Source organism: Escherichia sp. B1147, assembly GCF_001660175.1.
GTDB lineage: Bacteria > Pseudomonadota > Gammaproteobacteria > Enterobacterales > Enterobacteriaceae > Escherichia > Escherichia whittamii.
In genome coordinates this window covers 57,693-83,846 of record NZ_LFHY01000007.1, presented here as the reverse complement: position 1 = coordinate 83,846, position 26,154 = coordinate 57,693, and the positions used below count along the sequence as shown (strand labels likewise).

The 26,154-nt window shown below is 52.0% G+C and carries 25 protein-coding genes; 3 read left to right on the top strand and 22 right to left on the bottom strand.

Annotated features, from left to right (window positions below; translation table 11 throughout):
- Nucleotides 1-37: 37 nt before the first annotated feature.
- The gene (gene tpx / locus A9180_RS06780; RefSeq protein WP_064527317.1) at nt 38-544 is read left to right on the top strand and encodes a thiol peroxidase; all 507 of its coding nucleotides are present in this window, start codon (nt 38-40) and stop codon (nt 542-544) included.
- Between the two features lie 44 nt (nt 545-588).
- Here tpx and tyrR read toward each other — a convergent pair whose 3' ends face one another.
- The 3 genes from tyrR to A9180_RS06765 form a co-directional block, all read right to left on the bottom strand.
- Entirely contained in the window at nt 589-2,130 is a 1,542-nt protein-coding gene (tyrR, locus tag A9180_RS06775) for a transcriptional regulator TyrR (protein ID WP_064527315.1), read from the bottom strand.
- A gap of 146 nt (nt 2,131-2,276) precedes the next feature.
- Nucleotides 2,277-3,338: a YcjF family protein gene (locus tag A9180_RS06770; protein ID WP_064527313.1), complete on the bottom strand. Its 1,062-nt coding sequence runs from the start codon at nt 3,336-3,338 to the stop codon at nt 2,277-2,279.
- Entirely contained in the window at nt 3,335-4,732 is a 1,398-nt protein-coding gene (locus tag A9180_RS06765; RefSeq protein ID WP_064527311.1) for a YcjX family protein, read from the bottom strand. The genes A9180_RS06770 and A9180_RS06765 overlap by 4 nt, the downstream gene beginning before the upstream one ends.
- 152 nt (nt 4,733-4,884) lie before the next feature.
- Between A9180_RS06765 and A9180_RS06760 the strand changes: the two genes are divergently transcribed.
- The gene (locus A9180_RS06760; protein ID WP_064527309.1) at nt 4,885-5,883 is read left to right on the top strand and encodes a LacI family DNA-binding transcriptional regulator; all 999 of its coding nucleotides are present in this window, start codon (nt 4,885-4,887) and stop codon (nt 5,881-5,883) included.
- 57 nt (nt 5,884-5,940) lie between these two features.
- Here the strand turns inward: A9180_RS06760 and ompG are convergent, their stop codons facing one another.
- From ompG to pspA, 16 genes are all read right to left on the bottom strand, one after another.
- Nucleotides 5,941-6,846 carry a monomeric porin OmpG gene (ompG, locus tag A9180_RS06755; protein ID WP_064527308.1) on the bottom strand — a complete coding sequence of 302 codons (906 nt, stop codon included), beginning with the start codon at nt 6,844-6,846 and terminating at the stop codon, nt 5,941-5,943.
- A 50-nt stretch (nt 6,847-6,896) separates the two neighbouring features.
- Nucleotides 6,897-7,979, bottom strand: coding sequence for an ABC transporter ATP-binding protein (locus A9180_RS06750; protein WP_064527306.1), 1,083 nt, complete (start codon nt 7,977-7,979; stop codon nt 6,897-6,899).
- A gap of 13 nt (nt 7,980-7,992) precedes the next feature.
- Complete coding sequence (gene pgmB, locus A9180_RS06745) at nt 7,993-8,652, bottom strand: beta-phosphoglucomutase (protein ID WP_064527304.1); 660 nt, start codon at nt 8,650-8,652, stop codon at nt 7,993-7,995.
- Nucleotides 8,649-10,916, bottom strand: coding sequence for a kojibiose phosphorylase (ycjT, locus tag A9180_RS06740; RefSeq protein WP_064527302.1), 2,268 nt, complete (start codon nt 10,914-10,916; stop codon nt 8,649-8,651). The genes pgmB and ycjT overlap by 4 nt, the downstream gene beginning before the upstream one ends.
- Nucleotides 10,913-11,968 carry a Gfo/Idh/MocA family protein gene (locus A9180_RS06735; RefSeq protein ID WP_074399467.1) on the bottom strand — a complete coding sequence of 352 codons (1,056 nt, stop codon included), beginning with the start codon at nt 11,966-11,968 and terminating at the stop codon, nt 10,913-10,915. Before A9180_RS06735 ends, ycjT begins: the two co-directional genes overlap by 4 nt.
- Before the next feature lie 9 nt (nt 11,969-11,977).
- Nucleotides 11,978-12,766 (bottom strand): sugar phosphate isomerase/epimerase family protein, encoded by a 789-nt coding sequence (locus A9180_RS06730; protein WP_064527298.1) that lies wholly within the window; start codon nt 12,764-12,766, stop codon nt 11,978-11,980.
- A 17-nt stretch (nt 12,767-12,783) separates the two neighbouring features.
- Nucleotides 12,784-13,836 (bottom strand): zinc-dependent alcohol dehydrogenase, encoded by a 1,053-nt coding sequence (locus A9180_RS06725; RefSeq protein ID WP_064527296.1) that lies wholly within the window; start codon nt 13,834-13,836, stop codon nt 12,784-12,786.
- 30 nt (nt 13,837-13,866) lie between these two features.
- Nucleotides 13,867-14,709: a carbohydrate ABC transporter permease gene (locus tag A9180_RS06720; protein WP_064527294.1), complete on the bottom strand. Its 843-nt coding sequence runs from the start codon at nt 14,707-14,709 to the stop codon at nt 13,867-13,869.
- A complete protein-coding gene (locus tag A9180_RS06715; protein ID WP_001080777.1) occupies nt 14,696-15,577 on the bottom strand; it encodes a carbohydrate ABC transporter permease in 882 nt (293 codons plus the stop codon). The genes A9180_RS06720 and A9180_RS06715 overlap by 14 nt, the downstream gene beginning before the upstream one ends.
- 20 nt (nt 15,578-15,597) lie before the next feature.
- Nucleotides 15,598-16,890 carry an ABC transporter substrate-binding protein gene (locus A9180_RS06710; protein ID WP_064527292.1) on the bottom strand — a complete coding sequence of 431 codons (1,293 nt, stop codon included), beginning with the start codon at nt 16,888-16,890 and terminating at the stop codon, nt 15,598-15,600.
- A gap of 13 nt (nt 16,891-16,903) precedes the next feature.
- Nucleotides 16,904-18,583: a sugar phosphorylase gene (locus A9180_RS06705; protein ID WP_064527290.1), complete on the bottom strand. Its 1,680-nt coding sequence runs from the start codon at nt 18,581-18,583 to the stop codon at nt 16,904-16,906.
- Nucleotides 18,584-18,796: 213 nt separating this feature from the next.
- The gene (gene pspE / locus A9180_RS06700) at nt 18,797-19,111 is read right to left on the bottom strand and encodes a thiosulfate sulfurtransferase PspE (protein ID WP_064527288.1); all 315 of its coding nucleotides are present in this window, start codon (nt 19,109-19,111) and stop codon (nt 18,797-18,799) included.
- A 74-nt stretch (nt 19,112-19,185) separates the two neighbouring features.
- On the bottom strand, nt 19,186-19,407 hold the full coding sequence (gene pspD, locus A9180_RS06695) for a phage shock protein PspD (RefSeq protein ID WP_064527286.1): 222 nt from the start codon (nt 19,405-19,407) through the stop codon (nt 19,186-19,188).
- Between the two features lie 8 nt (nt 19,408-19,415).
- The gene (gene pspC, locus A9180_RS06690) at nt 19,416-19,775 is read right to left on the bottom strand and encodes an envelope stress response membrane protein PspC (protein ID WP_064527284.1); all 360 of its coding nucleotides are present in this window, start codon (nt 19,773-19,775) and stop codon (nt 19,416-19,418) included.
- Nucleotides 19,775-19,999, bottom strand: a complete 225-nt coding sequence (pspB, locus tag A9180_RS06685; protein ID WP_001274965.1) for an envelope stress response membrane protein PspB — start codon at nt 19,997-19,999, stop codon at nt 19,775-19,777. The genes pspC and pspB overlap by 1 nt, the downstream gene beginning before the upstream one ends.
- A gap of 53 nt (nt 20,000-20,052) precedes the next feature.
- The gene (gene pspA / locus A9180_RS06680; RefSeq protein WP_000511033.1) at nt 20,053-20,721 is read right to left on the bottom strand and encodes a phage shock protein PspA; all 669 of its coding nucleotides are present in this window, start codon (nt 20,719-20,721) and stop codon (nt 20,053-20,055) included.
- A gap of 166 nt (nt 20,722-20,887) precedes the next feature.
- On the opposite strand from pspA, the gene pspF reads away from it, so the two are divergent.
- Nucleotides 20,888-21,865 carry a phage shock protein operon transcriptional activator gene (pspF, locus tag A9180_RS06675; RefSeq protein WP_064527518.1) on the top strand — a complete coding sequence of 326 codons (978 nt, stop codon included), beginning with the start codon at nt 20,888-20,890 and terminating at the stop codon, nt 21,863-21,865.
- Nucleotides 21,866-21,980: 115 nt separating this feature from the next.
- On the opposite strand, the gene puuE is transcribed toward pspF, so the two are convergent.
- Genes puuE through puuC form a run of 3 tightly spaced genes read right to left on the bottom strand, consistent with a single transcriptional unit; the run spans nt 21,981 to nt 26,053 of the window.
- The gene (gene puuE / locus A9180_RS06670; RefSeq protein ID WP_064527281.1) at nt 21,981-23,246 is read right to left on the bottom strand and encodes a 4-aminobutyrate transaminase; all 1,266 of its coding nucleotides are present in this window, start codon (nt 23,244-23,246) and stop codon (nt 21,981-21,983) included.
- A gap of 37 nt (nt 23,247-23,283) precedes the next feature.
- Nucleotides 23,284-24,564, bottom strand: coding sequence for a gamma-glutamylputrescine oxidase (gene puuB / locus A9180_RS06665; RefSeq protein ID WP_064527279.1), 1,281 nt, complete (start codon nt 24,562-24,564; stop codon nt 23,284-23,286).
- A gap of 1 nt (nt 24,565) precedes the next feature.
- Nucleotides 24,566-26,053, bottom strand: coding sequence for an aldehyde dehydrogenase PuuC (gene puuC, locus A9180_RS06660; protein ID WP_064527277.1), 1,488 nt, complete (start codon nt 26,051-26,053; stop codon nt 24,566-24,568).
- Nucleotides 26,054-26,154: the final 101 nt, after the last annotated feature.

The following is a 26,154-nucleotide window of genomic DNA, read 5'->3' as shown; positions in this document are numbered from 1 at the left end:
GTGTGACGTTAACTATATGTAAACAGGAAAGATAATCATGTCACAAATCGTTCATTTCCAGGGCAACCCGGTTACAGTCGCCAATTCCATCCCGCAAGCGGGTAGCAAAGCGCAGACTTTTACTCTCGTGGCAAAAGATCTGTCTGACGTCACCCTCGGTCAGTTTGCAGGTAAACGCAAAGTGCTGAACATTTTCCCGAGCATTGATACCGGTGTTTGCGCCGCATCAGTACGTAAGTTTAACCAACTGGCAACCGAAATCGACAACACGGTTGTGCTGTGCATCTCCGCCGATCTGCCGTTTGCCCAGTCTCGTTTCTGCGGTGCGGAAGGTCTGAACAACGTTATCACTCTCTCCACTTTCCGTAACGCTGAATTCCTGCAAGCTTACGGCGTTGAGATCGCTGAAGGCCCACTGAAAGGTCTGGCGGCACGTGCGGTTGTCGTGATTGATGAAAATGATAATGTGATTTTCAGTCAGTTGGTAAATGAAATCACCACCGAACCGGATTACGAAGCAGCTCTCGCGGTACTGAAAGCGTAAATTATTATGCCTGATGGCATTGCGCCATCAGGCATTTATCCCACTTATTCTTCGCTCTTCTTCTGACTCAATCCATATTCCCGCAACTTATTGGCAATCGCGGTGTGTGAAACGCCCAAACGTTTTGCCAGTTTACGCGTACTGGGGTAATTGCGATAAAGTTGAGTTAATACCGAACGTTCAAAACGGCTGGTAATTTCGTCCAGCGAACCTTCCATTGCATCTTCACCAACGGCCACAGTTGCAGCGTCATAATCCGGCAGCAAAATATCCTGCGGACGCAGTTCATAACCTTCCAGTTGCGTCAGTGCGCGGTAAATGGCGTTTTTCAACTGCCGCACGTTACCCGGCCATGCATAACGCGTAAGCACGGTATTCAGATCTGCAGCTAATTTCGGACGCGGCACTCCCTGCTCGTCAGCAAATCGGGCAACAAACAGCTCGGTTAACGGCATGATGTCCTGTGGACAGTCGCGAAGCGGCGGCAGATTTAACGTCAGCACGTTCAGACGATAATAGAGATCTTCGCGGAACATGCCTTTTTGCACCAGCTCAACCAGATTCTTCTGCGTCGCGCAAATTACCCGCACATCGACATGCACTTCGTGGTCTTCCCCAACGCGACGGAAAGTGCCATCGTTGAGAAAACGCAATAATTTTGCCTGCATTCGCGGCGACATCTCGCCAATCTCATCCAGCAAAACCGAGCCGCCGTTCGCCTGTTCAAAGAATCCTTTTTTCCCCTCCGGCGCATGCCCGAACAGTTCGCTCTCTACAGCATCTTCTGGAATAGAAGCACAGTTCAGCGCCAGATATGGTTTACTCGCACGCGGGCTTGCCTGATGACAAGCGTAAGCAAAGAGATCTTTACCCGTGCCAGTATCACCCGTGATCAGCAGCGGTGCGCTTAACATTGCCAACTTTTGCGCCTGCTCTACCGCGTGCTTCATTTTAGGACTGATGGCGACAATCTGACTAAAGGCGCTGACATCCTGCGCAGCCACATTTTGCAACTGACGGCCCATACGGATTGTTGAGCGCAGCATCACTACCGCACCGGTCAGGACATGCTGGTCGTTTTCATCCTGAAGATAGACAGGCGTTATTTCCATCAGGAAATTTTGTCCATTAATCACTACATGTTCGTTATGTGAATCCTGCGGGTCGCTCTCAAGCCAACGTAAAAAATTAAATCCGTTAATCAATTGCGCAGCGGTATGATTGCGCAAGCGCTCCAGTTTTTGCCCGAATAGCTGACAGCTCGCCGGATTTGCCATGTCCACCTTGCTTTTCATATCGACAGAAAGCACGGGTTCAGGCAATGCTTCAAGCAATGCGCTCAACGCCTGATGTTCTCGCTCGGAAGGCATCCACGGCACAGTCCGCACATCGGTAACGCCCGCAATACGGCGTATTTCCGCCATCAAACTGCTGAAACTGTCAAAATCCAGTTCGGCAAAATTCAGGTAAATCCGCCCGATTGGGTCAATCTCAATACCGCGTAAATCGATGCCTCTTAGCACCAGCAGGTCGAGCAATTCGCGGGTCAGACCGAGTCGGTCTTCACAAAAGACTTCCAGACGCATGGGAACCTTCACATGAAAAAGAACAATAAATATGATGATATGACACTATTTGAGTAGCAGGAAGGTTTCTGTCAACAAACATTGACACAACGATGGATAAACGGGCACTTCGGCGTAAAGGTATCCGATCAGCGCCCGAAAGTGCACTATTTTTCGCCGGACGATTTGCTCTTTTGTAACGTCTCTTTTACCTGACCGATGAGCTGACGGCGGAAATCACCCAGACGTGGTTTGTCATTGTCAATCCACGGCAGCGGACGGCAAAGTTCCATGGCTTTAATCCCCAGTCGGGCGGTCAGTAACCCTGCCCCTATTCCCTGGGCGGCGCGGGTAGACAAACGCGCGGCAAGATCCTGCGACATCCAGTCCATCCCCACTTCACGCACCAGTTCGCTGGCACCCGCGAAAGCAATATTCAGCAAGACCAGTTTAAACAGGCGCAGGCGGCTGTAATAGCCAAGCTCAATGCCATACAGAGTGGCGATGCGGTTAATCAGGCGCAAATTACGCCAGGCGATGAAGGCCATATCCACCAGCGCCAGCGGACTGACCGCAATCATCAACGTCGATTCCGCCGCCGAACGGCTGATTTCCCGACGTGCCTGTGCATCCAGTACTGGCTGAACAAGATGGGCGTACAAACTAACCACTTCACGATCGTTCTGCGTTTCATGGATTGATGCATACCAGCGTTGCAGCGCCGGATGTGACTGATCGATTCCCGCCTGCTGCGCCAGTTTCTCGCAAAACGCACGCCCTTTCCCGGTGCCGTGACTGTGCAATAGATCGCGCGCTTCGTCGCGTTCATGCGCACGCTGACGCAAGCGCCATAAGCGCCGCCACTCGGTCACCACCGATCCCACACCTGCGCCGATAATCATTGCCCCGGCGGCACAACCGCCCAGCGCTACCCAGTCCTGAGTTTGCCAGGCATTCATCGTCCACTGCACACCCTGGCCAACAACGCTCACGCCAAACAGCGCCAACCCGCCCATCACCATTTTACGCCACAGGCTGCGTTTCGGGCGTAAAGCAGCGTCCATCACCGCTTCAACTTGCCCCTCTTCTTCCTGTGCTTCTTCGAGCGTGGCCGGGGCAAAATTTTGCGCCTGACTTTCGTCAAAGGTCTGCTGCGCCTTAAATTTAGGGTTCTGATCGACCTCCAGCGGACCGTCGAAATCAATACGTGGTTTTAACGGTTCGGTCATCGCAATTTATCTCCTATTAAAAATTCCAGCGCAGCATCAAGGCGAATGTGCGGCAGCGGTTTGTCGACATCCATTACCTGCGGACGAAACGCTTCAAACTGGAAGCCCTGATTATCCCAAAATGCCTGACCGGGTAAACGCGCGGGGACCTCACCTGGGTAAACGGTTAGCGGCGCACCGTCGCTGAGTCTATTACCACGCAAAGCCGGGATTTTCTCGCCGTTAACGTCGATAATGCCGCTGGTGGTCGCCTGTACCGAGGCCAGCCCCAGACAGTCCATACTGATCCCTTCGAACGCCGCATTTTGCCAGGCATCCTGAATCAGTTGTTGCAGTAATGAAACCATATTGGCGTGCTGATCGATGGTCACATGATCCGCTTTAGTCGCGGCAAACAACAGCTTATCGATAACCGGTGAGAACAAGCGCCGGAACAGCGTACGCTGCCCGTAATGGAAACTCTGCATTAATTGCGTCAACGCCAGACGCATGTCATTAAATGCCTGTGGTCCACTGTTGAGCGGTTGCAGGCAGTCCACCAGCACAATCTGGCGGTCAAAACGCAGGAAGTGATTTTTATAGAATCCTTTCACCACCTTCTCGCAGTAATAATTAAACCGCTCGCGCAGCATTCCGGCGTTGGTGTGCTTATCGGCCTGCGCCAGTTTCGACTCGCCCCAGGCATCGACATCCGGCCACGGGAAGAATTGCAGCGCAGGAGCTCCGGCCATATCGCCAGGCAAAACAAAGCGTCCTGGCTGAATAAAGTGCAGCCCCTGCTGTTTACAGTGATGGAGATAATCGGTCCACGCGGCGGCAATATCCGCCAGTCGGTTTTCGTCGGCAGGCGCTAACGGGTCCAGGCCTTCGCACATCATCCGCCATTTCGCCGACCACACGCCGCGCTGACCATTAAGCAAGCCAGTCATCTGCCGCGACCAGCTTAAGTAATCCTGCGCCAGCATCGGCAGGTCTAGCAGCCATTCGCCTGGATAATCCACAATCTCCAGATACAGCGTGGAGGTGTCTTTGAAGTGACGCAGCAGTGAATCATTCGATTTATAACGCAACGCCAGACGAATTTCGCTGACGCCGCGCGTTGGCGTCGGCCAGGCGGGAGGATCGCCATATAACTGCGCCAGACCTTCGTCGTAAGTAAAACGCGGGATGCCGAAATCACGTTGAGGAATACGCTTCACACCCAGCAGGCGCTCTTCACGCACCGCGCTTAATAGCGGCAACCTGGCTCCTGCATGAATATTAAGCAACTGATTTACCATCGCGGTGATAAATGCCGTTTTGCCGCTGCGGCTAAGTCCAGTAACGGCCAGTCGCAGGTGTCTGTCGACACCCCGATTCACCAGCGCATTGAGTTCATTTTTAAGTCGCTTCATTGCTGTCCTGTGCTGCCCTGAAGACCAGAAAACCATGATTAAGGTTATAAATGTGGGGACCATGCCACTGATTATCAACCTGGCCGTGTTGTCATCAAGGGGCGAACTTCATAAGATGTGCACCATTCACGTTCGGACGGAGTTCCTGACCTATGTCCCCTACTATTTATGATATCGCCCGGGTTGCAGGCGTATCAAAATCTACCGTATCACGCGTGCTGAATAAGCAAACCAATATCTCTCCAGAAGCGCGTGAAAAAGTGTTACGAGCAATTGAAGAATTAGAGTATCAGCCGAACAAACTGGCTCGCGCACTGACTTCTTCAGGTTTTGATGCAATTATGGTTATTTCCACCCGTTCCACCAAAACCACCGCAGGGAATCCATTCTTCTCGGAAGTATTACATGCCATTACCGCCAAAGCAGAAGACGAGGGGTTCGATGTGATACTGCAGACGTCGCATAATCCTGCGGAAGATCTGCAAAAATGCGAAAGTAAAATTAAGCAGAAAATGATTAAAGGCATTATAATGTTAAGTTCGCCTGCGGATGAATCGTTTTTCGCTCAACTCGATAAATATGATATTCCGGTGGTGGTAATTGGCAAAGTTGAAGGTCAATACTCCCATGTTTATTCAGTCGATACTGATAATTATGGTGACAGTATTGCGTTGACCGATGCATTAATTGAGAACGGACATAAAAATATTGCCTGCTTGCATGCTCCGCTCGATGTCCATGTTTCAGTTGATCGCGTTAATGGCTATAAGCAGAGTCTGAGAACACATAATGTTGCAGTACGTGACGAATGGATTATCGATGGCGGTTATACTCATGAAACGGCATTAAAAGCAGCAAGACAATTATTAAGTCAATCCCCGTTGCCTGAAGCAGTGTTTGCCACTGACAGTTTAAAATTAATGAGCATTTATCGTGCTGCGGCAGAGAAAAACATTGTAATTCCCCAACAGTTAGCGGTGGTTGGCTACAGTAATGAAACGCTATCCTTTATATTAACGCCTGCGCCGGGCGGTATTGATGTCCCGACGCAGGAATTAGGCCAACAAAGCTGCGAGTTATTATTCCGCTTAATTACAGGAAAACCATCAGCGCAGAATATCACTGTTGCCACACATATGTCGTTGAAATAAAAGTCTGATGTAGGCCGGATAAGGCGCTTGCGCCGCATCCGGCAATTTACAACAGTATCAGAACGAGTAATTCACCCCGACACCCGCATAATGGAATTTATCGCTGTCGCCTTCGTCGTGATCCTGCCACTCAAACGCATACTCCAGCGAAACGGAAAGACCATTCTTGAAATCATAACCGTAAAATAAACCAACACGGTTAAAATCATGGCCTTCGCGTTCGATATCATCCTGCCAGTCCCAGTTACTCCAGCGATCCAGCCCAATCCGCGTATACGGCGTCACCGAGTGGTTGCCGAGCGTCAGCGGCAAATAGGCGCGAATTTCTTGCGTGGAAAACTCACCGTTATTACGGCTGTCGTCCATATTGAAACCGCGCTCGAGATAATAGTTCACTCGCAAGGCAACTGTTTCGTTGAAGGTATATTGCAGACCTGTTTCCGTTTCTACACGGGTATCTGCATAACCAGTCGTGTTCAGATCGTTGGCAAATTTATACATCGACAGCCAACCGTTGAAACGTAAATCGTCAGTCAGTTTCACATCCCAGTCTGGCGCGATTTTCCAACGCTGCATATTCGCCGTGTCTTTACCCGGCTCATCAACATAGTGATAACCATAATTACGGAAACCGCCGGTCAGGCCGAAACTGAAATCATCGCTTTCAAGGAACTGATAATGTACTTCCAGTTCCGGGCGATCAAACCATGTTCCACGTTTACCCGCACTATAATCTACCGGCCCTTCCTGATAATAGGCCAGCGAGATTCTCCATGGACCGTTGGCGGCATTAAAATAGATAGACGGTTCGGCCAGTCCATCCATATCTTCGCCATAACCCTCGACATTTTCTATTTCGTACATCGCACCAATATTAAAGTGCCAGTCGTTCTTTTCCTCAGCCTGTGCGCAGGCCATTCCCGCACACATTACCAGTGCGGTACAGGGTAATAACTTTTTCATTATTGTTCCTTATAATGTTCTGGGGGAATCACTTCCCCCTTTTCTTTTGTTCAGCGAATCGCAATTTCCGTTTCTGCATCAAAGAAATGACATTTGGTCATATCAAAATGGATAGTAATATTTTCTCCTGCATGATAATCATTTAACGCACCGGCACGGACCACTAACTCATGCCCCCCAACCGTGGTGTAGAGCATAAATTCCGCACCGGTTAATTCCGCCACGCTAATTTTGGCGGAAATGTTATTTTCCTCTTGCGCGTCCGGAAGAATATCTTCCGGGCGTATTCCCATTACAATGGGCTTATGCAAACTTTCCTGCGTTTTCAGAACCGCTAATTTCTCTTCGGGAATGGTTAATTTAAGCGTTTCCGTAACAAATTTATCGCCATCGATCGTGCCGCGAATAAAATTCATTGCTGGTGATCCAATAAATCCGGCAACAAACATATTTGCCGGTTGGTTATAAACCGTTTTCGGCGCACCTACCTGCTGAACAATCCCATCCTTCATAATCACAATCCGCGTCGCCATGGTCATCGCTTCGGTCTGATCGTGGGTCACGTAAATCATGGTGGTGTTCAGTTTCTGATGCAGCTTGCTGATTTCTGCGCGCATTTGCACACGCAGCTTGGCATCAAGATTAGAGAGCGGTTCATCCATTAAAAACACGCCCGCTTCGCGCACTATCGCTCGCCCGAGCGCCACACGCTGGCGTTGCCCGCCAGAAAGCGCCCCCGGCTTGCGTTTCAGGTATTCACGCAGGCCGAGAATTTGCGCCGCCCAGTTAACGCGCTCATCAATCACCTCTTTGGCGATTTTCTGCATCTTCAGGCCAAACGCCATGTTGTCGTAAACCGTCATATGCGGATAAAGCGCGTAGTTCTGAAACACCATCGCGATATTGCGTGCTTTGGCCGGAACGTCATTCATTCGTTTGCCGTCTATCAACAAATCGCCGCCGCTAATCTCCTCCAGCCCGGCAATCATGCGCAGCGTGGTCGATTTACCACAGCCCGACGGACCAACAAATACGATGAACTCTTTATCGGCAATCTCCAGGTTGAAGTCCTTCACCACATGCACCTGGTTATCGTAGATTTTTTGAATATGTTGTAACGAAAGCTGTGCCATGTTGATTCCTTTGCTATACGTTTTGCCAGAAGGCCGATAACCGCGGCCAGGTCAGAGATTCCGTAGAGGGCAACAGTAATTGCGCCCCGGTTAAGCCCGCGCCGATCCCAACCGAACGCATTCCGGACGCATTAATCGCGTCAATACCCGCCTGCGCATCTTCAATGCCGATACATGCCTGTGGCGGCACGCCCAGTCCTGCACAGGCGGCGAGAAAGATTTCCGGATCCGGTTTCGAGTTTTTAAGCTGTGAGGCATCCGCGCAGAAAGTGAAAAACTCGTTCAGCTCCAGCGCCGCTAAGATCGTCGGGGCATTCAGGGAGACAGAAGCCAGCCCTACCGGGATCTGTTGTGCGCGGAGATCTGCCAGCAAAGAGCGAATGCCAGGCAGAACGGCGTTAACCGTCAGTTCACGCAGTGAGTGGACGTAAAGCAAATTTTTGCGATACGCCAGTTGCGCCCGCTCCTGAGAGTTAAAGTCGCCCTCTTTGCCCCCGTGTTGCAGAATGCGACGCAGGGATTCATCACGGCTGATCCCTTTTAAAGTCTCGTTAAATTGCGCATCTATGGTGATGCCAATTTCGGCGGCAATCTGCTGCCACGCCTGAAAATGCAGGTGCGCGGTGTCGGTAATCACGCCATCCAGATCGAAAATTACCCCTTGCAGTTTCATTCATCCTCCTTATTCGTGGTAGCGGTCCCATTGAAAGGCAAAATAAAATCACCCAAACAGAAGACAGACTCTTCGGCCACGGTAATAAGCTGACCATTTAACCGCAGTGAAACGGGCGCAGAAGTCCGAATCGCAATACGCTGCGCGTCGAGAGTGACCTGTAATTCACAGCCCTGCCAGTACAGAGGGAATGACAAATGTTGCCACTGCTCAGGTAATGCCGGATTCAAATGTAATTCACCGTCACGCACACTCACCCCGGCAAAACCCTGAATCGCGCCCAGCCAGATAGCCCCGGTTGCAGCAGCGTGGATGCCGTCGTCACAGCTATGCGGGTCAGCGCCAAGGTCAATTTCAGTACCCTCGCGCCAGAACTGATAACTCTGCGCCAGCAGGCCGCAACGAGCGGCAACAATGCCGTGGATCGCTTTACTCAATGACGAGTCGTGAATGGTGCGCGGCTCATAAAATTGCAGATTGGCCAGACACGATGCCGCTGAAAATTGCTCTGGCAGCATGTAATTGAGCATCACCACATCGGCCTGCTTGAGGATTTGCATCTCGTTCACTTCTGCGCGTGAATAATCCAGCAGAATGGTTTGCTTCCCCGCCGCCGCTTTGTATTTCGCCAGATTTATCACCTGTTTAGCCATAAACGAATCATCCTGCGGCAAAACGCCGTCAGGCTGAATTTCTGGCATCCACAGTTCTTTGAGGAACATTTCGGCGCGATGAACAAACACGTCGTCGCTACAGCCGAATTGGCGGGCAATATTCAGCGCCTGTTGGACGTTGTAGCAGGCCATATAACTGGTGTAAGCGTTATTATTGACATGTTCGGTATATTCGTCTGGCCCAATAACATCATGAATCTCCAGACGGTCGTTAACTCTCACCGCGCGGCTAATCCAGAATTTCGCAGTCTCCAGCAGTAGCGCCATACCTTCATGAGCAATGAAACTTTCATCCCCCGTGACCTGCCAATATTGAATAACCGCCCAGGCGATATCGGCGACCAGATGGTGTTCCGCCTGCGCCGAGGCCACTTTTTGCCGTAGCCCGGTACGGATGTTAATGGCGGCAAATTCCGGCGTCTCTTCTTCACCGCTGCGAGCGCTCTCCCACGGAAACAGCGCTCCCTGCCAGCGATTACGCCGTGCTTTCTCCTGTGCGCCAGGCAAGTTGTGCCAGCGATAGCGTAGTAAACTTCGGGCAATCGTCGGGTCACTAAACAGATGGAACGGCAGCAAGAACACTTCCGTATCCCAGAATACGTGACCTTTGTAACCTTCCCCGGTTAAGCCTTTCGCCGCAATGCTGCTGCGCTCGTCGTGGGCGGGCGTCATGATACGCAGATGATAAAGCGCATAATCTAACGCTTGCTGATCGTGCTCATCGCCACTACTCACCGTAACGCGTCGTTTCTGCCACCACTGACGCCAGTTTTCCGTTGATGCCTCAAGAAGCTGGTCGTAACTCTGCTGTGCGCACGTTTCAAGCTGGCGAAGCGACGCGCTGCCCCACTCTTCTAAAGCGGCTTGTCGGTCGTCCCGCCAGTCGATCCACACCAGCTTTTGTAGCGTCAGTGTCTCGCCTGCGTGAAGCTGCGCACTGGTATGTTGCAGTAAACGGCGCTCTTTGGCGGTATAGCATTGCTGAACGTCACCGCTCACCTGGCAGCAACAGCTGATTGCTACATCACTGCGTCCATCCTGAGTGGTATAGATCCCCTGCATCAAATGCTGGCCAAACACTCGCACCTGGGTTTCGTCGAGATGCTGGCGACCGTGGTTAGTTTGCGTGGCGTCAATACCGGTTGAGATCAGCACTGACGTGTCGGCGTCCAGCGGTGTAATAGTGATTTCCAGCGCTATCAGCGACAGTTGTTCTGCCGAGACAAAGCGACGGCTGGCGATGGTGTAACGCGCGCCATCGCTGGTGCGCCAGATAACGCTGCGGCGTAATTCTCCGCTGGCAAAGTCAAGCTCGCGCTGCCACTCTTCACGGTCTAAAGAGAAAATCTCGCCATTCAGTAAAAGCGCCATCCCCACAACATCAGGCAGATTCACCAACTCGTTGATGTCACTTTTCCCCGCGCGATGATAAAGCCCCGCCAGATACATGCCGCGCGTCTGGCGCGTATAGTCCTCTTCATGGCTGGCGCGTAGCCCCAGGTAGCCGTTCCCTTGCGCCAGCAACGAAGCATATTTGTTCAGAGTATGCAGGCTGAAATGGGGTTCTGATAAGGTTACTGGCCTGGTCATAATTCCACTCGCGTCCCTGTTTCTGCGGATTGATACAACGCCGCCACCAGTTGCTGGATGATGTATCCCTGCTCGGCGTCAGCAATCATCACGGGCTTTCCCTGTACGTGGTTGATAAAGGCTTCCATGCTACGCAGATGGCGGTTGTTGTCTGCGATTTCCCGCTGCATCAGCGTCATCAACTCGCCGTTATTATCGGTATAGATATGTGCCGGAAATAGCGTCGCCCCGGCTTTATCACCGCAAAAGCTGACGTTCATAATCGACTGTTCGCGGATGTTGAGTGCAAATGACGTTTCCAGCCACAGAATGCCGCCGTTATGAAACTCGATAGTGCCAAACAGCGAATCTTCGACGCTATAAGTTGCCGGGTCCCACTCGCCAAATTGACCACAGCTCTTTTGCGTGCCGATCTTTTGAAAGCTATGCGCAGTGACGCTTTTCACCGCCGGAAAGCCCAGCACGTACATCGCCGCATCCAGCATGTGAATGCCGATATCGATCAGCGGGCCGCCGCCTTGCTGTTCTTTGTTGGTAAAGACGCCCCAGCCGGGAACGCCGCAGCGACGCAGGGCGCGAGCAGTGGTGACGTAGATTTCCCCCAGCACGCCATTAGTCACCTGTTCGCGCAGTTGTTGCGTGTCGAGAGCAAAACGATGGTGAAAATCATATGCCAGCACCTTGCCCTGTTTGTGCGCGGTATCACACATCTCCCGCGCCTGTTCCGGCGTCATGGCGGGCGGTTTTTCGCACATCACGTGGCAGCCCGCTTCCAGCGCCATCAGGGTATGTTGATAGTGAAAACGGTTAGGTGAACAGACGCTAACCACGTCGGGTTTCACCGCCAGCAGCATCGCTTGCGGATCGTCCCACACGGATGCATTACCGTATTTTTCTGCCAGCGCCTGCGCCTGGGAGAGGCGACTGTCACAGACAGCCACCAGTTCCAGATCGTTGCGGGTGCAGTAGTACGAAGCATGAACTTTATCCGCCACCTGACCCGCGCCTATTATCGCGACCCGCAGCGGAGAGCTTGTCATTGCACTTTTCACAAAGACCTCTTAGCAGGTACGCAACCAGGTCAAAGAATCACGGTACGCCTGGGCAGGATCTTCTGCCCGGATGCGCCCTTCATACACCACATAGCCCTGATAGTTGTCGGCGCGCAGCTGTTCAAACAGCGCGTGGAAATCGAGGGTGCCGCTACCCGGCTGGTAGCGATGGTTATCTGCAATATGCACATGTCCGAGCAGATCGCGGTTGTCGTGCAGCGCCTGCGCCAGATTATCTTCTTCGATATTCATGTGATAGAAATCGCCGATAATCTGTACATGTTTAAGATTGTTTTCGACGATGTAACGACGAGCATCGGCGAGGGTATTGATCATGTGATCCTGATAGCGGTTTAACGGTTCGAGATAAACCACCGTTCCAGTACGCGCGGCCACCTGTTCCAGTACGCGCAGGGAATCACTCACCATTTTACGATCGCCGTCCAGGCTGCGCGGCGAGGTCATCGGCGGTAAGCGGAAGGTAAACATGCCCCACGCAGCTGGCACGACGATACCTTTACCGCCCACTTCTGCCAGCGCTTCGAGAATGCGCTCGATCTGCTTTAAGCCATTAAGACGACGCTCTTCGATAAAGTCGCCAATCCAGCCGTCATAGCCGCCGCAGGCGGTGGTCACTGGTAAACCGGTTTCTTTAATTGCGGCTTTGACTTCATCGATATTATTAACCAGCAGTTTGCCGTCAATCTCAAAACCATCGAAACCCATCTCTTTGATATAACGAAATTTCTCGCGGATATTTTCCGGGAAGAACGCCTGATTCTGTGTGCCTATTTTCATTTTTCCAGTCCTTAGAATTAAAACGTGACGCCCATTTTGATGCTCTGTTCCGGATGCTGGTCGACATACTGCATGTAGCTTTCCGGGCTGTTGGCAAAGGTCACCACCGGGTCGATTAAATCTTCACAATTGAGATAACCGTTCATCAGCAATTCCCAGCAGGTTTCTTCGATACGCTTGCGACTCCAGCGCGGATAATCCGGGTTCGGTTCGCTGCACGCGCGCGAGAAGACAATTTTGGCGTTATTGAAATGTGCTTCGCGTCCGAGGTTAAAACCTTCGGCAAACGGTTTGGCAAACGCGACATAAGAGATGGTGCCGCCGTAGGCCAGGCCACGCAGCGCCGATTGCAGCGCGTCGGCGTAGCCGCTGGTTTCGATAATCACATCGGCCCCCTGCTTTCCGGTCAGCGTTTTAATCTCTTTACCTACGTCAGTGCCGATGGGGTTAAGGCAGAAATCCGCGCCGTGGCGACGAGCGATATCACAGCGATGAGCGATAGGATCGACGCCAATCACCACCGAAGCGCCAGCACGTTTTGCCAGTTGAATGGCAATTTGACCGATCGCGCCAAGGCCCACTACCACTACAAAGTCACCCACGCGCACATTGGCATCGCGCACACCGCTCATGGCAAACTGCGCCGGGTCATAGCAAACGGCGTTTTTCCACGAGCTACCTGTCGGCATCTTGCGCAGTTTGTAGTTATTCACCGCGTTAAAGATGACCGTTTCGGAAAGCGGACCATAACCGCATACGCTGTCGCCCACCGCGTAGTCGGTAACGTCGCTGCCGCATTCGATAATGTCGCCCACAACCATATTGCCAAGCTGGAACTTACCGAATTCAATGCCGCGCGGCGCATCTGCCGGACGCGGGGTGAACATCTGCCATTCGCCATTAAAGTCTTCATCGATAAACGGGCTGGCGGCGCGAAAATCGACCACTTCCGTCCCGTGCTTCGGCGCGCCGAAACGCACGCGAATATTCACTTCATTGGCTGAAATCGCCCGATCTTCATACTCAACCAACGCAGCAACGCGCGGTGCTGTGGCTACTAACTTTTTCATTTAAAACTCCTTGTTAAGAAACTGGCCGCTTTAGCCCTTCACGCCACCGGCGGTCAAACCACTCTTAATAAAACGTTCTGAAAGCGCATACATAATCACCACCGGCAATGCGGTCACCAGCGAGGCAGCCATCATCCGTCCCCAGATGTAATCAGGCGTACTGAACAGCGCGTTCAGGCCCACCGGTAAGGTGAAGTTGCTGGCGCTGGAGAGGAAAATCGATGCAAACAGATAGTCGTTCCACGCCACCATAAAGCAGTAGACGAACACGGATATCAGCCCGGACATCGCCAACGGCACGGTGATGCGGAAGATGATTTGCAGACGGTTGAGGCCATCCATCATCGCCGCTTCTTCAATCTCGTCAGGGATGGTGTCGAAGTAGCTTTTCAGCATAAACACGGCTGTGGGCAGGGTTTGCGTCACCATGGTGATGATGAGTGCCATCTCGGTGTCGTAAATACCAAGCGCGGTGATGATTTTGAACAGCGGCACCACCAGCAAAATGCCGGAAAACATATACACCGTGTAAAAGCTGGCGTTGATGGTCATCCGCCCTTTAAAACGCAGGCGGGAAAGCGCGTAAGCTCCGAGAATGCCGAGAAATACCGCCACCACCGACGAAGCCACCGACACCACCATGCTGTTACGGAAGTAGTCGACAAAGGGGAAAATCACCGGATTAAAAATGTCGACGTAATGCTCCAGCGTCCACTGCTGCGGCAGCAGCGTAGGATGCAGCGAGATCGCCTCTTTCGCGCTCTTGAACGACGTCATCAGCATCACAAAAAACGGAAACAGCGTGATGATGAGAAACAGCGCCAGCCCGCAGTAAAAACCGATACGACTGAGTGTGCGTTTATTTGTTGCCATTGAGGTTCACCCGTTTCCTGGTCAGCAGAATGACAGCGAAAATAATGATGAAGAGCACCACCGAGATCGCCGCCGCTTTGCCTAAGTCATTAAAGGCAAAGGCGGTTTTGTAGAGATAAACGCCGAGAATATCGACCTTAGTGGTCAGCAGATAAACATCCGCGAACATGTAGAACATCCAGATGGTGCGCAAGGTCACCACCGTCGCCAGGACCGGCATAATTGCGGGCAGCGTGACAATACGAAACCGTTGCCAGGCATTGGCGCCATCCATCTCTGCCGCTTCGTACAGCGATTTATCGATGGTCTGCAAAATTGCCAGAAACGAGATAAAGGCATACGGGAAGTAGCGCCAGATGGCGAACAGCACCACCAGCACAAAGCTACTGCCCGGATTATCGAACCACAGCGGCGCCTGCTCATAGAGATGCAAAAGATCGACGCCGAGGTAGTTCACAATGCCGTAGCCGTTGTTGAACATGTATTTCCAGGCGAACACCAGCGAAATGGACGGCGTGACGTAGGAGAGGATCACCAGCGAACGCGCGGTTTTACGCAGGCGGAACTCGCGGTTGAAAAACATCGCCACCGCCAGCCCGAGCACCGTGCTACCTGCCACCACCAGCGCGGTATACCAGACCGTCATCCACAGCGAATGCCAAAAGCCGGGATCGGAGAGAATACGCACATAGTTGCTCACGCCAACAAACGTTGCCTCGATGTTGGGATTAAGCGGCAGACGTAAAAAACTGATTTCGATATTCGACACCATCGGCCAGGCCACCAGACCGCCCAGCAGCAATAAGCTGGGCGCGAGAAGCAGCAGCGCAAAGGGCATATCGGAACGACCTGAAAAAAGCCTGTTCATTGCAGATTCCTGTCCTGGGTTTAGTGCTGTTCGACCAGCTCATCCAGCTTTTTCTGGCTCGTTTGCAGCGTGGTAGCGAGATCGGCTTTGCCCACGGTGACGTTATGCACCATTGAACTGACCACGCCAGACCCCGTCACATCGCCCATGCGGGTAAAGTTTTTATCCCCTACTGCGCCAAAGACCTGAATATTCGGCAGTTCGCTGATTAATTGATTCGGCAATTCTCCCAGCGCCTTGATAACGTCGTTGTCTTTCCACGTGGCGGTAGTCACAACCGCTTTGTTCACCGGTAGCGCCGCACCTGGCGACATCATTACCCAGTCGGCAATGTTGTCCGCCTGCTCCATAAAGGTGACGAATTTTTCTGCTGCTTCCGTCTCTTCGGTCTTTTGCCCGGCGGTAATGGTCAGCGAGGTCAACATGCCGTAGACCGCAGAGTTTTTCTCGATTGGTACAACGAAACCAACATTTTTCGGGTCGCCTTCTTTAATTACAGCCGGAAGGATATAGGTGGAGTAAATCGCCATCGGCGCAGTGCCGTTCATAAAGGCATCTTTCACTTCCATAATGTCGTTGGACCCCGGCATGGTGTTGGCGGCGAGATCGCGGTAATAGGTCAGTGACTGCATCATCTGTGGCGTATCAAGGGTAATTTTGCCTTCGGCATTAAAAACGTTGGCCTGATTGGATAACGCAAACTGGGAGAAAGATTGTTCTGTCAGCACGCTTTCTGCTGTAGGTAGTGCAATGCCATATTTTTTATTCGCCGGGTCATTCAGTTTCTGTGCGACGTCCAGCAACTGTTGCCAGTTTTTCGGCTCCTCCAGCCCCGCCTTAGCCAGCACATCCTTGCGATACCAGATACCGCCTATCCATGCGCTGACTGGAACACCAGTCCAGGCGCTGCCATCTTCGGTGCGCACAATCCGCAGAACACCGTCATAGAACGCGCCTTCACCGACATTACTGATGACCGTAGCAACCGCTTTGCGATCGATAAGTTGTTCTTTATCCATGACTTTGGCGTAGTCATGGCTGGTTTCGATCACTTCCGGCAGCGAGCCGCTACGTGAAAGGGTAATCACTTTGGTGTTATAGGCATCTTCTTCCACCGGCACCTGTTTAACTGTGATGCCTGGGTTTTCTTTTTCAAAACGGGCAATCAATTTACTGATAACGGCCTGGCGCTCCTGCTCCACCGAAGAATGCATAAATTCGATGGAGACATGATTTTTATTTTCTTCTTTACAACCTGAAATCAGGGCGCAGGAAACCAGTGCTGATAACAGCACGATTTTTGATTTAATCATGAGATATTCCTTTTTATTTAATCCACATAACCTGCCAGGGACGCAGCGTTATTTTATTACCCAAAATATCGACTTCACTAATCAGATCCCGACCGTGCAGGTTAATAACATTTATATGCTGAATGTTTTCACTGACATTAAATAATCCCGTCAGACAATCGCCATCTGCATTGCTTCTTTGAATTCGCATTACAAATGAATTAACCGTATCGATGGAAAAATTATTATCCGGATGAAACTCTTTATTGCTGCGACGAAGCGTAATTAAATGCGATAACTCATGATATACTGAGTGCCTTAATGTCGCATTATTGTTCAGTTCTGCCGCAATCTCTTCACTGGTGTATTTTTTACGATTAATCGCACGGTTATACCCCAGTTTTTCGACACCTGCATAATCATTACGTGAACCCAGAATACTTTGAATATATATCGCTGGTACGCCGGGGAAACTTAATAAAATCGCATGAGCAAGAATAAACCTGGCGCACCGTTCTTCGTCGCTACACTCGCGGCGGCTTAACGCATCCATATAGGTGACATTCATTTCATAGGGGCTGCGTGTACCGTCGGGATTGTTTTTCCAGTTTACTAACGCACCTTCCTGCTGTAAGGCTTCTACCAGTTGCACTATTTCGCTCTCTGGCAACAAGCCACGCAGTGGATTAAGCCCGATACCATCGTGTGACGCAAGGAAGTTAAACCAGGTGGTGTTACTGGAAGGCAACGTCAAGTTTTGCGCCCACGCACATAGCGCTTCAACATTCTGTTTTTGCACCGCATGCAGCACCAGCGGCGGCAGCGAGAACTGATACACCATATGCGCTTCGTCATCGCCGTTGCCAAAGTAAGCAATGTTGTCTTTGTGCGGAACATTTGTCTCGGTAATGATCACTGTACCCGGCGCGACGTCATCAATAATTGCCCGTAACAGTTTGATTATCAGATGCGTTTTTTCCAGATGGATGCAGCTTGTTCCCGGCTCTTTCCACATAAAGCCAACGGCATCCAGTCGAACATACTCGGCACCCTTTTCAAGGTAACAAAGCAAAACATCCACCATCGCCAGCAACACGTCGGGGCTACGGTAATTGAGGTCAATTTGATCGTCGCTAAAGGTGGTCCATAAATGGCGCGTTGAATTATCGCTCATCTGAAATGGCGTTAATAACGGTAACGCACGTGGGCGAGTCACTGCACTGAGATCGGTTTGCGGGTCAACGGCAATAAAGAAATCTTCAAAACCCGGTTGCTGTTGTAAATAGTTTTTAAACCATTCACTTTTTGCCGACATATGGTTACAGACAAAATCAAACATTAAATGGCTGCATTCGCCGAGCTGCTGAATATCCTGCCACTCCCCTGCTTCACTGGCGACCTGATGATAATCAATCACCGAAAATCCATCATCAGATGACCATGGATAAAATGGTAATAAATGAACATGAGAAAAAATGCCTTGTAGCCATTCATGGTAAAACTGATTAAATGTTGGCAGTGGTTTTAAACCATTACTGTGAAATTGATCAGCATAGGTAATTAACACAACATCACTTTCATCCCAGTGTTTTTTACATCGCTGTGTAATTAATCGTTGCGCACTATCAAGACGTGTTACAAGTTTCTGTAAATGAGTTGCGGTAAATGTTCCACCGTAAATTTCGCCCAGGTAATCCGTAATTTTCTGCTTCATGTCGCCTTTCCGTGGTAGCGGTCCCATGAAACAAAAGACTACTCCGCAGAAAATAAACTGTCAATTGAGCACATGGGCTTTAATCACGCATGAAATCAATTTTTCTCAAGGAAAAAGCGTATTTGTGAGCTGACGCAAATAATCTATGGGGATGTAAATAAGGTGTGACAGAAAAAGAAAACGGCGCCTAAGCGCCGCCTGTTGTGAATTCTTTTAACCTTTGACCTTCGGCATTTCGATGTCTTTCAGGCCACCGACGTTCTCAACGTGGGTATATCCCATCTCGTTGAGGATCTCTTTTGCTTGCCCTGACTGACGTCCGGCGTTGCAATATACTTTCACGGTGTCGTTTTTATCCGGAACTGCGGTAGCTATGCGCTCTTTCACTTCCTTCAGAGGAATATTGATGGCTCCCTGGACGTGCTCTTGCTGATACTGTTCTGGAACACGAACATCTATCCAGTGTTCAGCGGCAAACACGGGCAGTGAAAACACCAGTGTCAGAGCAAGTAACCCTTTTTTAAACATGTGAGCGTCCTTCTATGGATGAAAATTGCCATCCATTATACGCCTGAGATTTAACAATTTTTGCGAAACTCCCCTCACCTTTTGTAACGCTGTGCCAGTTTATTGGCGGCCCGACTTAATAGCGGTTCCAGCGCCACAGCCAGCAACATTTTCAGCGGTCGGCGAGCAACAGATTTTATCGCCCAGCCAGCCACGCCCGCCGGGCCATAGCGCAGTGCGGTAAGAAGTACCAGCTTGCCTGCTAATTTGAAACCAGGCTTCATCTTTTGCCCGGCATGTTGCCAGCGAGTATTCATAACTTTCCTCACAGTTGACGGAAACGACTACGTAGCGTGAAGGTGTCGGAAGTGACATAACGTTCCATCTCGCGTAAACGCGTTTCACTGGCCGCCAGTTCACGATCGACTTCATCCAACAATTCGCTGCTGGAAGGCAGATGTTCACCAAATGCCATGTTGTCAGGCATTGGATCAAGCGCAAATGACAAAATGATGTAAGCAACCAGGGTAAACAGCGCCAGACCGAAGAAAATCGACAGCACCACCAGGATACGGACCAGTTTTACCGGTACATCAAAATAGTTAGCAATCCCGGCACAGACCCCGCGCACCATGCCCTGTTGTGGAATGCGCCATAATTTTTTATTGAGATTAATACCCGCCATTAGCGATCCCTCCAGTTCGGATGTTCAGCATCAAGAATGGATTCCAGCGCCTGAATACGCTCGCGCATCCGTTTTGCTTCATCAGCCAGTTGCGCTAATCGCTGTTGTTCGCTTTGTGAAAGCTCTCCACGACTGGAACGGTTGCTGTAATGCAGCCATAACCAAATCGGTAAAACAAACAGCACAAAGATGGTTAACGGAATAGCCAGAAATAGCGCGCTCATAAGTACTCCTTAAGGGATGAGCGGCGGCGCGTTCGGACGCCGCCTGGGTGTTATTATTGATTGTCTTGCTTCATTTTGGCTTTTAATTGTGCCAGTTGCTCGCTGATTGCATCATCGGCTTTCAGCTCGGCAAACTGATCGTCCAGCGATTTTTGTTTGCCGAAACTGTGGCTTTCCGCTTCTGCTTCCATCTGATCGATACGGCGCTCAAAAGATTCGAAACGGGCCATCGCTTCATCCAGTTTGCCACTGTCCAACTGGCGACGCACATCGCGTGACGAGTTTGCAGCCTGATGACGCAACATCAATGCCTGCTGGCGAGCACGAGTTTCGCTCAATTTGTTTTCCAGCTCACCAATCTCTTTCTTCATACGCACCAGCGTATCGTCCACCAGCGTCACTTCATGTTCCAGGGACTTAATCAGATCGGTCAGCTTCTGTTTTTCAATTAACGCGGCACGCGCCAGATCTTCTCTCTCTTTCAGCAGTGCCAGTTCGGCTTTTTCCTGCCACTCAACTTCACGCGCCGACGCTTGTTCAATACGGCGAGTCAGCTGTTTCTTTTCAGCCAGCGCACGTGCCGAAGTGGAACGCACTTCAACCAGCGTGTCTTCCATTTCCTGGATCATCAGACGCACCAGTTTCTGCGGATCTTCCGCTTTCTCTAACAGAGCGTTGATGTTGGCATTCACGATGTCGGCAAAGCGAGAAAAAATACCCATAATGTTGTCCTCTTGATTTCTTCGTTCAGGATTGTCCTGCTGAACTGTTAATACAATTTGCGTGCCAATTTTTTATCTTTTTGATTTATAAAGATCTGATTGAAGATTCAACAGCAACATGCCAGGATGAATTAGCGAATTACACTAACAAGTGGCGAATTTCATCATGGCAGAATACAAAGATAACTTACTCGGTGAAGCGAATAGTTTTCTCGAAGTGCTGGAGCAGGTGTCGCATCTCGCACCGCTGGACAAACCAGTGCTTATCATTGGCGAGCGCGGCACGGGTAAAGAACTGATTGCCAGCCGTTTGCATTATCTCTCCTCCCGTTGGCAGGGGCCGTTTATTTCCCTTAACTGCGCGGCGTTAAATGAAAATCTGCTGGATTCTGAATTGTTCGGTCACGAAGCGGGCGCGTTTACTGGCGCGCAAAAACGTCATCCCGGACGATTTGAACGTGCCGATGGCGGTACGCTGTTTCTTGATGAACTCGCTACGGCACCGATGATGGTGCAGGAAAAGTTATTGCGCGTGATTGAGTATGGCGAACTGGAGCGCGTCGGCGGCAGCCAGCCATTGCAGGTCAATGTGCGGCTGGTATGTGCGACAAATGCCGATCTTCCGGCGATGGTCAATGAAGGTACATTTCGCGCGGACCTGCTGGACCGCCTGGCTTTCGATGTAGTGCAACTGCCGCCACTGCGCGAACGCGAAAGCGACATTATGTTGATGGCAGAACACTTTGCCATCCAGATGTGTCAGGAAATCAAATTGCCTCTGTTCCCGGGCTTTACGGAGCGCGCCAGAGAAACGTTGCTGAACTATCGCTGGCCGGGAAATATTCGCGAATTGAAAAACGTGGTGGAACGTTCAGTGTATCGCCATGGCACCAGCGATTATCCGCTTGATGAGATCATTATTGATCCCTTTAAACGGCGCCCGCCTGAAGAAGCCATCGCCGTTTCAGAAACCACCTCGCTTCCGACGCTGCCGCTGGATTTACGCGAGTTTCAGATGCAACAGGAAAAAGAGTTGCTGCAACTCAGTTTGCAACAGGGAAAATATAACCAGAAACGCGCTGCTGAATTGCTGGGGTTAACCTATCATCAGTTCCGCGCGTTGTTGAAAAAGCACCAGATTTAGCATTTGGGCAATGCAACTTGCCGGATGCGGCGTGAACGCCTTGTCCGGCCTACAAAATCAATACGTCGTTTGTAGGCCTGATAAGCGCAGCGCATCAGGCATTATTGCGTTGGCATTAATCTCTCAGCGCATCCTGCAAAATTTTCATTCCTGCATCGAACTGCGCATCCGGGATGGTCAACGGATACAGGAAACGAATCACGTTGCCGTACGCGCCGCAGGTCAGCAGTAACAATCCCTGCGCCAGCGCGCGTTGCTGGATTTTCTGCGCAATGGCGGCTGACGGCTCGCCCGTTTGCGGGTCGTTAAACTCTGCCGCAATCATCGACCCCAGACCGCGTACCGCAGCAATAGCCGGAACGCTTTCTTTGGCATCAATCAGCGTTTGCGTCAGGCGCTGGCCCAGTTGATTCGCGCGTTCGCAAAGTGATTCTTTGTCGATAATGTTGAGCACCGCATGCGCGGCAGCGACCGCCAGCGGGTTCCCGGCGTAGGTGCCGCCAAGCCCGCCCGGCGCGGGCGCGTCCATAATATTCGCGTTACCCACCACGCCCGAAAGCGGCATCCCGCCCGCGAGGCTTTTCGCCATGGTCATTAAATCCGGCTTATCGGCGTAGTGATCCATGGCAAACAGCTTACCGGTACGCGCAAAACCGCTTTGCACTTCATCGGCAATCATCACAATGCCATGCTCATCGCACAAGCGGCGAATGGCAGAAACCAGCTCTTTTGGCGCCACGTTAAAACCGCCCTCGCCCTGTACCGGTTCGAAAATAATGGCTGCGACCTGCTTCGCTTCAATGTCCGATTTAAACAAGCGTTCGATGGCATCGAGGGAATCTTGCATCGACACGCCATGCAAGTCTGATGGATACGGCACGTGATACACCGAACCGGGGAACGGGCCGAAGCCGATTTTGTACGGCGCGACCTTTCCAGTTAACGCCATAGTCATGTACGTGCGACCGTGGAAGCCGCCGCTAAACGCAATCACGCCGGGGCGTCCGGTATGGGCGCGGGCGATTTTCACCGCGTTCTCAACCGCCTCCGCACCGGTAGTGAAGAACGCGGTTTTAGCCTGCCCGCTAACCGGGGCAAGGGCGTTGATTTTCTCCGCCAGGGTGACGTAGCTTTCATACGGTACAATCTGATATGCCGTGTGGGTAAACTGTTGCAGTTGCTGCTCCACCGCCGCGACCAGTTCAGGATGGCGATGCCCGGTATTCAGCACAGCAATGCCTGCGGCGAAATCGATGTATTCGTTGCCTTCAACATCCTTCAGCGTGGCGTTTTCTGCCGACTGGGCGAAGAAGTTACACATCACACCAACCCCGCGTGGGGTGGCAGAAAGACGACGCTGATGGAATTCATTGTTGCTCATGTTTCACACCTTTTGACTCTTCACTGTTAATCGGAAATTAAACGCCCAGACGATCGCGCAGGCTGTAATAAGCCGCGCCCATCGCGGTAAACGGCACGCGAAGCGTGCGCCCGCCGGGGAACGGATAATGCGGCAGATTGGCGAAGGCGTCGAAACGCTCGGCGTCGCCGCGCAGCAGTTCAGCAATCAGACGCCCGGCGAGATGGGTACAGGTGACGCCGTGGCCGCTGTAGCCCTGCATGTAATAGATGTTGGTATCAAGGCGACCAAACTGAGGCATACGCGAAAGCGTTAGCAGGAAGTTGCCCGTCCAGCGATAGTCGATTTTGACGCCCTTCAGCTGCGGGAAGGTTTTCAGCAGTTTTGGCACCACAAGGCGCTCAACGTCATCCGGGTCACGTGCGCCATACACCACGCCACCGCCGTACAGCAGGCGGTTGTCAGCTGTCAGACGGTAGTAATCAAGCAGATAGTTACAGTCTTCAACACAGTAGTTTTTCGGGATCAGCGAACGGGCTAACTCATCGGAAAGCCGCTCGGTGGTGATCACCTGCGTGCCGCACGGCATACTGCGTTTCGCCAGTTCCGGCTCCACTTTATCGCCCAGGTACGCATTTCCGGCGACAATCACATACTTCGCCGTCACCTGACCTTTGGCTGTGCGCACAACGGCTGGCGTGGTGTGCTGGATCTGCGTCACCGCAGAAAGTTCATACACGCGCCCGCCATTCAGGCGGATGGCGTCCGCTTCGCCAATGGCGAGGTTCAGCGGGTGAATATGCCCGCCGCTGTGATCCAGCAGCGCGCCACTGTAGCGATCGCTCGCCACTTCGCGGCGAATGGCGTTGGCGTCCAGCATCTCAAGCTGTTTATTGCCGTAGCGCTCCCAGTTCTCTTTCTGCTCTTCGAGCGTGGCGAGCTGTTTATCATTCATCGCCACAAACAGGCCACCGGGACGGTAGTCGCAGTCAATTTGATAGCGTTTGATGCGCTCGCGGATGATCTCTCCGCCTTCGAACATCATGCTGCCGAGCATACGGGCGGTGTCCATGCCGTAGCTTTTTTCGATAACGTCGATGTCGCGGCTATAAGAGTTCACAAGCTGCCCGCCGTTGCGCCCGCTGGCGCCGAAGCCGATGCGTGAGGCTTCGAGAACCACCACATCAAAGCCCGCTTCCGCCAGATGCAGCGCGGAGGAAAGCCCGGTATAGCCGCCGCCAACCACGCAAACATCACAGGTGATTGACTCATTCAGCGTGTCGAAAGGGGCATATTTATTCGCACTGGCGGCGTAATAACTGCTGGTATGTTCGGTCATTTCAGGCCTCCAGGCTTATCCAGATAGTTTTCAGTTCGGTGAATTTTTCAAGAGCATGCAGGGATTTGTCGCGACCGTTGCCGCTCTGCTTATAGCCGCCAAACGGCACGGTCATATCGCCGTCGTTGTAGTTATTGACGAAGACGGAACCGGCTTTCAGGCGGCGGCTCATACGGTGCGCACGGGAGAGATCGCGCGTCCACACCGCCGCGCCCAGGCCGTACTGGCTGTCGTTGGCAAGCAGTAGCGCCTGGTCTTCTGATGTGAAACGGGTGACTACCAGTACCGGGCCGAAAATCTCTTCGCGGCTTAACGAGGCGTTCGGGTCCACATCCACAAAGATGGTCGGGCCGATGGCCGCAGCCAGTTCGGCATTACGACCATCCAGAAGCAGTTGCCCTTTACCTTCGCCTTCACGAATAAAGCTATGGACCGAGTCGGCGTGAGCGCAGTCGATTAAGGTGCCCATGGTGGTTGCGGGATCAAGCGGATGGCCCGGCTGCCAGTTTTGTGCCTGCTGTTTTAACAGGGCTAAGAATTCATCGGCGATACTCTCTTCCAGCAACAAACGCGTTCCGGCGATGCACACCTGGCCCTGGTTGTAGAAGATGCCTGCGGCGGTCGCACTCGCCGCTTTTTGCAGATCCGGGCAGTCGGCGAAAACGATGTTGGCGCTTTTGCCGCCCGCTTCCAGCCAGACGCGTTTCATGTTGCTGTCGCCAGCATCTTTCAGCAGTTGTTTGCCGGTACGCGTGGACCCCGTAAAGGCGATGGCATCGATATCATCATGGCGCGAAAGCGCCTGCCCCGCCTCATGACCAAAACCAGTCACCACGTTCAGTACGCCATCCGGCAGACCCGCTTCTTTCGCCAGCCCGGCGAGACGAATCGCACTGAGCGGTGATTTTTCAGACGGTTTCAGGATAACGCTGTTACCCGCCGCCAGCGCCGGGCCAAGTTTCCAGCAGGTCAGCAACAGCGGGAAGTTCCACGGCACAATGGCAGCAATCACGCCGACCGGTTCGCGCACGATCATCGCCAGTTCATGGCGACTGGTGGCGGCGACTTCACCGTACACTTTGTCGATGGCTTCGGCGTACCAGCGAATGGCGCGCGCCGCGCCGGGAATATCATCACGCAGGCTGTGGCGAATCGGTTTGCCTGTGTCGAGCGTTTCCAGCAGCGCCAGTTCTTCTGCGTGGGCTTCCATTAAATCAGCCAGTTTATTCAGTACCGCTTTGCGTTTTGCCGGAGCGGCCTGCGACCAGTCGCCGCGTTCAAATACGCCGCGCGCCGCACTCACCGCACGGTCAATATCGGCACTCTTGCCGCGCGCAATATTCGCCAGCGGCGCCTGCGTGACCGGATCACATGTTTCAAAGGTTTCATTTTCCGCCGCAGCGGAATATTCACCGTTAATAAATAAGCGGGTTTCAATGGCGAGACTTAACGCTTTATCCTGCCAGTAAGCCAGATGATGAAAATTCATTATGACTCCTGTTTCACGTCTATCAGATATATGCAGTTTGTGAACGTCAGGGCGCAGAGATCCCCGGGCGATGAGCCCGTTTATTTCCGGCGACATTCTCT